The following is a 9,093-nucleotide window of genomic DNA, read 5'->3' on the forward strand; positions in this document are numbered from 1 at the left end:
CCAAGATTCTAGTTTGGCGAGAATTAAAAGCAAAGAAAGCCCGGTCGGGTCGGAACAAAATGCGTATCACGATCACACTGACGGATGCGTAGCAATGCTTACTGTTTTCAGCGATTCCCATCGATTGCACCATGGCACCGAGTTGAAAGACGGGGTGCTCAAGCCTTCCTTCGAGCAGCCAAGCCGGGCCGATACCGTGCGTGACCGGGTCCAGCATGTGGGGCTGGGCGACATCATCGTGCCGCGGCCGTTTGACCGCTCCTGCTACGTCAACGCCCACAGTGAGCGCTACGTGGCCTTTCTGGAAACCGCATGGAGCGAGTGGACCGCCACCGGCCGCAGCCATGATGCCTTGCCCCTGGTCTGGCCGGTACGCGACCTGGCCAATGAGCAGGTACCCGAATTCATCGATGGCAAACTCGGTTTCTTTGCCATGGATGCCGGTTCGCCGATTACCGCCACCACCTGGGACGCCGCCAGGACCAGCGCCGATATCGCACTCACCGCACTGGCGTTGATCGACGAAGGCCAGCGCAGCGCCTTTGCCTTGTGTCGTCCGCCCGGACACCATGCCGCCCGGGAATACATGGGCGGCTACTGCTACTTGAACAACGCCGCGATTGCCGCCCAACACGCGGTGACCCAAGGCGCCCGACGTGTCGCGGTGCTGGACGTGGACTTCCATCACGGCAACGGCACGCAAAACATCTTCTATGAGCGCAGCGATGTGATGTTCGCGTCCCTGCACGGAGAGCCGGCGGTTTCCTACCCCTATTACTCGGGATTCAGTTCGGAGCGCGGGGTGGGGGCGGGTGAAGGTTTCAACCTGAACTATCCCTTGGCGAAAAACACCACCTGGCAGAGCTATCAGGCTGCCCTGGTCCACGCCTGCAACAACCTGCGCAACTTCTCGCCGGATGTAGTGGTGATCTCCCTGGGGGTCGATACGTTCAAGGACGACCCTATCAGTCACTTCCTTCTGGAAAGCCAGGACTTTGTCGGCATCGGTGAAGTGATCGCCAGCGTGGGTGTACCGACGCTCTTTGTCATGGAGGGCGGCTACATGGTGGATGAAATTGGCATCAATGCGGTCAACGTCCTGCATGGTTTCGAGAGCCGGCAGCGTTGATCGTCGGTTACCCGCACATTCAGCCAACCCATGGCGCCGAGCACGCTTGCCGGTGCCAGCCTCAGAGCTGAAAAACACGCCTTTCCTTTCTGCCAAAACTCAAAAACATAAGATCAAGAGGTTTTGTGATGAAGACAACCACGCCTGGAATAACTCAAAGGCCGGAACTGCAGCGCACGCTCAGTAATCGCCATATACAACTGATGGCCATGGGCGGTGCCATTGGCACCGGGCTGTTCATGGGCTCGGGCAAGATCATTGCGCTGTCCGGCACCTCGATCATCCTGATCTACATGATCATTGGTCTTTTTGTTTATTTTGTAATGCGCGCCATGGGCGAGTTACTGTTATCCAACCTCAACTTCAAGAGTTTCGCCGACTTTGCCGGGGCCTACCTTGGTCCTCGTGCCGCCTTCTTCCTCGGCTGGTCCTACTGGTTGAGCTGGAGTGTGGCCGTAGTCGGGGATGCGGTCGTCGTCGGCGGGTTCTTTCAATACTGGTTCCCCGACGTTCCGGCCTGGATGCCGGCAGTCGGCATGATGCTGACCCTCTTCGCCTTGAACGTGCTGACCGTCAGGCTGTTCGGTGAGGTGGAGTTCTGGTTCGCGATCATCAAGATCATTGCCGTCGTGACCCTGATCGGCGTGAGCGTGGTACTGATCGCCAGCTCCTTCGTCTCTCCGACCGGAGTGACAGCCTCCCTGACGCACTTGCTGGACCAGCAGGCGGCCTTTCCCAATGGCCTGTTCGGATTTTTCGCCGGTTTCCAGATGGCAATTTTTTCCTTTGCCGGTACCGAATTGATTGGCACCGCCGCGGCGGAGACCCAGTCGCCGGAGAAGACCCTGCCCAAGGCCATCAACTCCATCCCGCTGCGGATTATCCTGTTCTACGTGCTGGCGCTCGCTTGCATCATCGCCGTGACGTCCTGGCAGCAGGTGTCGCCGAACAAAAGTCCGTTTGTCGAACTGTTCCTGATCGCCGGTTTTCCTGCCGCCGCCGGCATCGTCAACTTTGTCGTGCTGACCTCGGCGGCATCGTCGGCCAACAGCGGGGTGTTCTCCTCCAGCCGCATGCTGTTCGGCCTGGCCGACCTGGGCAATGCCCCGGGTATTTTCCGGCGCCTGTCCCGGCACAGCGTTCCGTTCATCAGTCTGGCGTTCACCACCTTCCTGATGTTGCTGGGGGTGTTGCTGCTGTTCATCATCCCTGAGGTGATGACCGCCTTCACCATCGTGTCCACGGTGTCGGCGATCCTGGTGATCTTTACCTGGTCGACCATCCTGGCGTCCTACATTGCTTACCGCAAAGCCCGGCCCGACCTGCACGCCAAGTCCCGGTACAAGATGCCGGGTGGGGTGCCCATGGCCTGGTTTTCCCTGGCGTTCCTGGCCTTTGTCCTGTCATTGCTGGCCCTGCGGCCCGACACCCGGCTGGCGCTGTGCGTGATGCCCGCCTGGTTCATTTGGCTGGCCGTGGCCTATCAACTCTCACACTGGCGCAAGCGCAGCCTGGGCAACCAGGTCATCAGACCGGCGCGCTGACGCCCGCGTTTTGTTCCGAGCACGCTGACCATGGGCTCAAAGGAGGGTGCGCGGGCATCCTCCTTTGAGTTTTTGTTTTGCCGTTCGCACCTGCCCAGCCATTAAAAAAACCGCCCCTTTGCCACCGATTCCATCGTTTCTCGGGGGCGGCGTATTTCCCTATATTGGCCGCCATACCCGGTGAGTGGCTGAACGCTCGCCATCCTTAGTGCGAGAAGTCTCTATGAATAAAAAACCTGACAGCGCAGGACTCACCCATGCCGGCGCGGGGACCCGTGCGGTCTGGGGCGGGGAGCAGGGCGGGCATCCTTACAACGCCACGCAAACGCCGATCGTCGCCAGTGCCGCCTACGCCTACGACGACATCGATGTCTGGTACGACGTGGCGTTGGGCAAGGCCCCCGGCTTCATCTACAGCCGTATGAGCAACCCGACGGTGGAGACCCTGGAAGCGAAGATCCGCCAGCTGGAACAGGCCGAGTCCGCGGTGGCGTTCAGCAGCGGCATGGCGGCCATCAGCAGCGTGCTCTACACCTTCCTGGCCAACGGTGACCGGGTGGTGTCGACCAAGGACAGCTACGGCGGCACCAACAAGATCTTCGAAGAATTCCTGCCGCGCATGGGGGTGCAGGTGACCTTGTGCGAGACCTTCGATCACGCCGAGATCGAAGCGCAAATCGCCAAGGGCTGCCGCGTGCTGTACCTGGAAACCCCGACCAACCCGACCCTGAAAATTCTCGACATCCAGCGTCTGGTCGCCGCGGCCAAACGTGTCGGTGCGCTGGTGGTGGCCGACAATACCTTTGCCACCCCCTTGAACCAGAATCCCCTGGCGCTGGGCGTGGATGTGGTGATCCACAGCGCGACCAAGTTTCTCAGCGGCCATGGCGACGTGCTCGGCGGCCTGGTGTGCGGCGGCGAAACCCTGATGGCCCAGGTCCGGCACTACCGGGAAATCAACGGCGCGTCCCTCGACCCGTTCTCGGCCTACCTGATCATCCGTGGCATCAAGACCCTGGTGCTGCGCATGCGCCAACAGCAACACAGCGCCCGCGTCCTGGCGGACTACCTGTGTACCGAAGCGCTGGTGGAGTCGGTCAACTACCCCGGGTTGCCCAGCCACCCGAACCACAGTGTCGCTGCTGCGCAGATGCGCGGCTTTGGCGCCATCGTCAGCTTCGTGCTGGTGGGGGGCATGGACACCGTCAAAGTGCTGCTGCCGCGCCTGCGGTTTGCCCATTGCGCGGGCAACCTGGGGGCGGTGGAAACCATCTACGGCCCGGCCCGCACCACCAGTCACGTCGAGAACACCCTAGAGGAGCGTCTCGCCCTGGGGATCTCCGAAGGGCTGGTGCGGGTCTCGGTCGGCATCGAAGACACCGATGACCTGCTCGCGGATCTGCAGCAGGCGTTTGCCTATGTCCGGCACGTTCGGGAGGCGCCGTCCGCATCCCGGGCAGACCTGACCAGCCTTGCGTCCTGCGCCGAGGTCGCAGGCTGACGATTGCGCGTCACCCGCCCCACGGCGAGACCGCCGGTGGGGATTCATGAAGAGCCATAACAATAAAACCTGGGTGCGTCTGTGCCGGGCAACCGAGCGCAGGCGCCAGTGCGTGCTCTAACCCCTTTCATGAGAACAACCATGTCCATAAAAGAACAACAACTCGACCCGCGTTCCGGTTTCAAACAGGAGATGCAGACCCGCCACATCGTCATGCTGGCCTTGGGCGGCGTGATTGGCACCGGCCTGTTCCTCACCTCCGGCTACACCGTCAACCAGGCCGGCCCGCTGGGGGCGGTGATTGCGTACATCATCGGCGCGCTGATGGTCTACATGGTCATGATGTGCCTTGGCGAACTGGCGGTGCAGATGCCGGAAACCGGCTCCTTCAGCACCTACGCCACGCGCTTCCTCGGCCCGGGCACCGGCTACACGGTGGCCTGGCTCTATTGGCTGACCTGGACGGTGGCCATCGGCTCGGAGTTCACCGCCGCCGGCATCCTCATGACGCGCTGGTTCCCGGACACCCCGGTGTGGATCTGGAGCGCCCTGTTTGCCGGGGTGGTGTTTTTGACCAACGTGGTTTCGGTGCGCCTGTTTGCCGAGACCGAATTCTGGTTGTCGCTGATCAAGGTGATCACGGTGGTGGTGTTCCTGGTGATTGGCGGCGGGGCGATTCTCGGCCTGTTGAACATCGACCAGGTGCACAGCATCGGCCTGGGCAATTTCACCCGGGAAGGCTTGTTCCCCACCGGCTTCATGCCGATTGCCATGACCTTGCTGGCAGTGGCCTTTGCCTTCTCCGGCACCGAGTTGATCGGCATCGCCGCCGGCGAAACCAAGGACCCGCAACGCAATGTGCCGCGGGCCATCCGCACCACCGTGCTGCGCCTGGCGATCTTTTTTGTCGGCACCATCTTTGTCCTCGCGACCCTGTTGCCCCGTGAGCAGGCCGGGTTGGTGGAGAGTCCGTTTGTCACGGTGTTCACCTACATCGGCATTCCGTACTCCGCCGACATCATGAACTTCGTGATCATCACGGCCTTGCTGTCGGCAGCCAATTCCGGGTTGTACGCCGCCTCGCGGATGCTCTGGACCCTCAGCGACCAGGGGCACCTGCCCAAGCAATTCTCGGCCCTGACCCGCATGGGCACGCCGCTCAACGCGATCATCGTGAGCATGGCCGGGGGCGCCGCTTCCCTGCTCAGCAGCGTGTTTGCCGCCGACACCATCTACCTGGCCCTGGTGTCGATTTCCGGTCTGGCCGTGGTGGTGGTCTGGATGAGCATCGCCGCCAGCCAGATCGCCTTTCGCCGGCACTACGTGGCCAACGGCGGTGATATCCGCGACCTCAAGTTCCGGGTCCGGGGTTATCCGTGGGTGCCTTTGGGAGCGTTGGTCTGCTGCAGCCTGGCCTGTGTCGGCATCGCTTTCGACCCTGAGCAGCGCGTGGCCCTGTACTTCGGCCTGCCCTTCATCGCCTGGTGCTACTTCGTGTATTACATTACCCGCAAAAGTCGTGAGCGCCGCTTGGCGCTTGCCCCCTTGGCACAACCGTCCGATGCGTTCTAGCCAGCGTCGACGGGCTGGGCAGATTCGCTCGGTGCGGGGGTGTCACAGAGGTCCAGGCCATGAAGCAAAAAACCTTACCCCCGTTGAACTGGTTGCGGGCCTTCGAGGTGTCTGCCCGCTGCCTGAACTTCACCCACGCCGCCGACGAGTTGTTCCTGACCCAGGGCGCGGTCAGCCAGCAGATCCGCCAGCTCGAAAGCCATCTGGGGGTGGCGCTGTTCAAGCGCTTGCCCCGTGGCCTGGGGTTGACCGAGGAAGGGCAGGCCTACCTGCCCGTGGTGCAGGACGCGATCACCCGGCTGGCGGTGGGCACCAACGAAATTTTCGGCCAGCACACGCGCCGGCCGATCAAGGTGCGCGGCAGCCTGTCGTTTTTCGTGCACTGGCTGGCGCCCAAGCTGGTGGGATTCCGTCAGGCTCATCCGCATGTGGACATCCGCTACATCAGCAACATCTGGGTCAAGGAACTGGACGGCGAGGACGACATGGAAATTCGCTGGGGCCACGGCCATTGGCCTGGCCTGGTGGCGCAGCGCCTGACCTGGGACAGCCTGTTCCCGGTCTGCTCGCCGGCACTGATGGCGCGCTCGCCGCTCAAGGTCCCCGCCGATGTCGCCGAGCATCCGTTGCTGCACGTGCTGGGCTACGAAGAAGGGTGGGGCTACTGGTTGAAGATGGTCGGCGCCGACAGCGTCGATTCTTCCACCGGCATGCAGTTCGACACCCTGATTTCCACCCTGCGCATGGCCGAACTGGGCCAGGGCATTGCCCTGGCCCGCTCCTCGATGGTGCTCGAAATGCTCGAGGACGGCCGCCTGGTGGAACCCTTCGCCCAGCGCATCGAAGCCAGCGAGTCGTTCTACCTGGTGCGCGGTGCCGGCACCGAGGAACACCCCGACGCGATCATGTTTGCCACCTGGCTGGTGGAGCAGGCACATCGTCACAAATGAATGGCCGGAGCCAACCATGCGTTATGTCAGTACCCGCAGTTCAGCCGTAGAGGCTGACTTCGAAAAAGTCGTGTTATCCGGACTGGCCGACGATGGGGGGCTGTTCGTCCCCGTCGACCTTCCGCACTTCAGCCCGCAGGACATCGCCAACTGGTCGACCCTGGCCTATGACGAACTGGCCTGGCGGGTGTTGCAGCCGTTTATCGGCGAGGCGATTGCCGAAGCGGATTTGCGGCCGTTGCTCAAGGCCGCCTGCCGCGGTTTCAGCCATCGGGCCATCGCGCCCCTGCACCAGGTCGACCGCAACGAGTGGGTGCTGGAACTGTTCCACGGGCCCACCGGCTCCTCGAAGGACTTTGCCGCGCAACTGCAGGCGCAACTGGTGCAGCACTTCCTGCGCCAGCGCCAGCGCCGGGCCGTGGTACTGGGCGCCACCAATGGCGACACCGGGCTGGCGGCCATCGAGGCGTTCAAGCACTGCGCGGAAGTCGACGTGGTGCTGCTCTACCCGCAGACCGGCGTGGCGCCGCAGCAGTGGCAGCAGTTGCAGGCGGTGAACCGGCCCAGGGTCCACCGGTTTGCGGTCAACGGCAGCTTTGACCAGTGCCAGACCCTGGTCAGCCGGTTATTCCAGCAGTGGCCGTGCGCCGACTTGCAGGCGGTCAGCTTCAACTCCAGCAACTGGGTCAGTGTGCTGGCGCAACTGGTGTTCTATTTCCATGGGGTGCTGCAACTGGGTGGGGGCCAGCGGCCCATCAGTTTCAGCGTGCCGGCGGCGAGCTTTGCCCAGGTGTATGCCGGGTACATTGCACAGAAGATGGGGCTGCCGATTACCCAGATTATCGTCGCGACCAACCAGAATGACGCCCTGCACCAGTTGTTCCTGAAGAACCACTATGGCCGCTCGCACGCCAACAAAACCCTGTCGCCGGCCATGGACCTGTCGATTTTTTCCAACCTGGAACGTCTGCTCTGGGCGTTGTACGGGCGCGATGGCCAGGCGGTGAGTGCGCTGATGGCCGGGTTCGAGGCCAGTGGCGACATGCGCATGGCCAACGAATGCTGGTTGCAGGCCCGGATGATCATCGACTCTTACGCGGTCAGCGATGCCGAGACGGTGCAGGAAATCAGCGCGCTGCACCGCGACACCGGCTACGTCATCGATCCTCACACGGCCACCGGCGTGCTCGCGGCCCGGCTCTATCGCCGCAGCCTGGTGGCGCCGATGGTGACCCTGGGCGAGATCGCGCCCGGCAAGTCGGCGCAGTTGCTCGGTGAACTGGGGATTGTGCTGCCGATGGTGCCTGCCCCGAAGGTGGAGCAGGGTGGCGGCAGGGAGTGTCGGATCGAGGCGGATGATCTGCCAACACTTCAGCAACGCCTGAGCGCGCTGCCACGGGAGGCCTGGTGAAACGTATTCTCGATCCCCTCGATGAACGCATCATCGCCGAGCTGCGGCTCAATGCCCGGGCCGCCCATGCGGAGCTGGCGGCCAAGGTCAACCTGTCGCGCAATGCCGTGCGCCAGCGCATCGAACGGCTTGAGCGTGACGGTGCGATCCAGGGATACACGGTGCGCACGGGGGAGGGGCATACCGGCGCCTCGCAGATCAATGCGGTGATTTTTGTCTACCGCTACGACCGCATGCGCGGCGCCGAAGTGCTGCAGGCGCTACGGGCCATCCCGGAAGTCATCCAGTGTGACGTCATGAGCGGCGAGTTCGACCTGATGCTCCGCGTCGGCGCCGCCAGCCCCGAGCGGGTGCACAAAGTCTGGAACCAGATATCGGCACTGCCTGGCGTGGAAAACACCGTGACCTCGTTTGTGCTGTCGTCGGTGGTCTAGGGTGAGTTTGGGGGGGCTGAAGGTTGCGGTTTTTTGATCTTGGTTTTGTGGGTGTATCCGTTGCTGCGGTAACGGCTACTTATGGTTTCGCCCTTACGGCGACTCCCTTTTGCAAACGCCCAAAAGGAAGCAAAACGCTTTGCCCCTGACGTACGGCCCCTCGCTAGGGCTCGGGGTACCTTCGCTACGGTGCCCATCCGGGGGCATCGCCTCCGGTTTGCTTCGCTGCACCTCCTCTCGATGTGTGCGGCTTCGCCGCACGGCGCTACGCGCCTCCCCCTGATGGACACCTTCGCTCAGCCTGCCGATGGGGCGGGTGGATCAAGATCAAGAGCCAGAGCACGGCGACCTGCCGGTCGGCCTGAGTGGTAAGGGCGGGCGAGGCGGCCTACCGGCCGGCCTGCTTTTTTATCGTTGGAGTATCTCTAATGAAATGGTTACCCCCACCGCCCCTTGCGATAGCTCACTAAGCTTTCGCAAGGGGCCCATCGGAGACCATTCTCATGAACAACGTAGCTATCGCCGCCATCGACCTGGGTAAAAACTCCTTTC

At 62.5% G+C, this 9,093-nt stretch carries 7 protein-coding genes; all 7 read left to right on the forward strand.

What is annotated here, in order from left to right:
- The first annotated feature begins 94 nt into the window (after nt 1-94).
- On the forward strand, nt 95-1,129 hold the full coding sequence (locus AACY45_RS25740; protein WP_339548218.1) for a histone deacetylase family protein: 1,035 nt from the start codon (nt 95-97) through the stop codon (nt 1,127-1,129).
- Between the two features lie 128 nt (nt 1,130-1,257).
- Nucleotides 1,258-2,673: an amino acid permease gene (locus AACY45_RS25745; protein WP_339548219.1), complete on the forward strand. Its 1,416-nt coding sequence runs from the start codon at nt 1,258-1,260 to the stop codon at nt 2,671-2,673.
- Between the two features lie 223 nt (nt 2,674-2,896).
- Nucleotides 2,897-4,174 carry a cystathionine gamma-synthase family protein gene (locus AACY45_RS25750; protein ID WP_339548220.1) on the forward strand — a complete coding sequence of 426 codons (1,278 nt, stop codon included), beginning with the start codon at nt 2,897-2,899 and terminating at the stop codon, nt 4,172-4,174.
- A gap of 141 nt (nt 4,175-4,315) precedes the next feature.
- Nucleotides 4,316-5,746, forward strand: coding sequence for an amino acid permease (locus AACY45_RS25755; RefSeq protein WP_339548221.1), 1,431 nt, complete (start codon nt 4,316-4,318; stop codon nt 5,744-5,746).
- A gap of 59 nt (nt 5,747-5,805) precedes the next feature.
- On the forward strand, nt 5,806-6,696 hold the full coding sequence (locus tag AACY45_RS25760) for a LysR substrate-binding domain-containing protein (RefSeq protein ID WP_339548222.1): 891 nt from the start codon (nt 5,806-5,808) through the stop codon (nt 6,694-6,696).
- Nucleotides 6,697-6,712: 16 nt separating this feature from the next.
- Nucleotides 6,713-8,107, forward strand: coding sequence for a threonine synthase (gene thrC / locus AACY45_RS25765; protein ID WP_339548223.1), 1,395 nt, complete (start codon nt 6,713-6,715; stop codon nt 8,105-8,107).
- Nucleotides 8,104-8,541 carry an Lrp/AsnC family transcriptional regulator gene (locus AACY45_RS25770; protein ID WP_339548224.1) on the forward strand — a complete coding sequence of 146 codons (438 nt, stop codon included), beginning with the start codon at nt 8,104-8,106 and terminating at the stop codon, nt 8,539-8,541. Before thrC ends, AACY45_RS25770 begins: the two co-directional genes overlap by 4 nt.
- The last annotated feature ends 552 nt before the right edge of the window (nt 8,542-9,093 follow it).

It is taken from the genome of Pseudomonas sp. RA_35y_Pfl2_P32 (assembly GCF_963970735.1).
Classification (GTDB): domain Bacteria; phylum Pseudomonadota; class Gammaproteobacteria; order Pseudomonadales; family Pseudomonadaceae; genus Aquipseudomonas.

Excerpts from the sequence above, each read along its gene's own strand:
- AACY45_RS25740 (WP_339548218.1), top strand. The coding sequence starts at position 95 with ATGCTTACTGTTTTCAGCGATTCCCATCGATTGCACCATGGCACCGAG.
- AACY45_RS25745 (WP_339548219.1), top strand. The coding sequence starts at position 1,258 with ATGAAGACAACCACGCCTGGAATAACTCAAAGGCCGGAACTGCAGCGC.
- AACY45_RS25750 (WP_339548220.1), top strand. The coding sequence starts at position 2,897 with ATGAATAAAAAACCTGACAGCGCAGGACTCACCCATGCCGGCGCGGGG.
- AACY45_RS25755 (WP_339548221.1), top strand. The coding sequence starts at position 4,316 with ATGTCCATAAAAGAACAACAACTCGACCCGCGTTCCGGTTTCAAACAG.
- AACY45_RS25760 (WP_339548222.1), top strand. The coding sequence starts at position 5,806 with ATGAAGCAAAAAACCTTACCCCCGTTGAACTGGTTGCGGGCCTTCGAG.
- thrC (WP_339548223.1), top strand. The coding sequence starts at position 6,713 with ATGCGTTATGTCAGTACCCGCAGTTCAGCCGTAGAGGCTGACTTCGAA.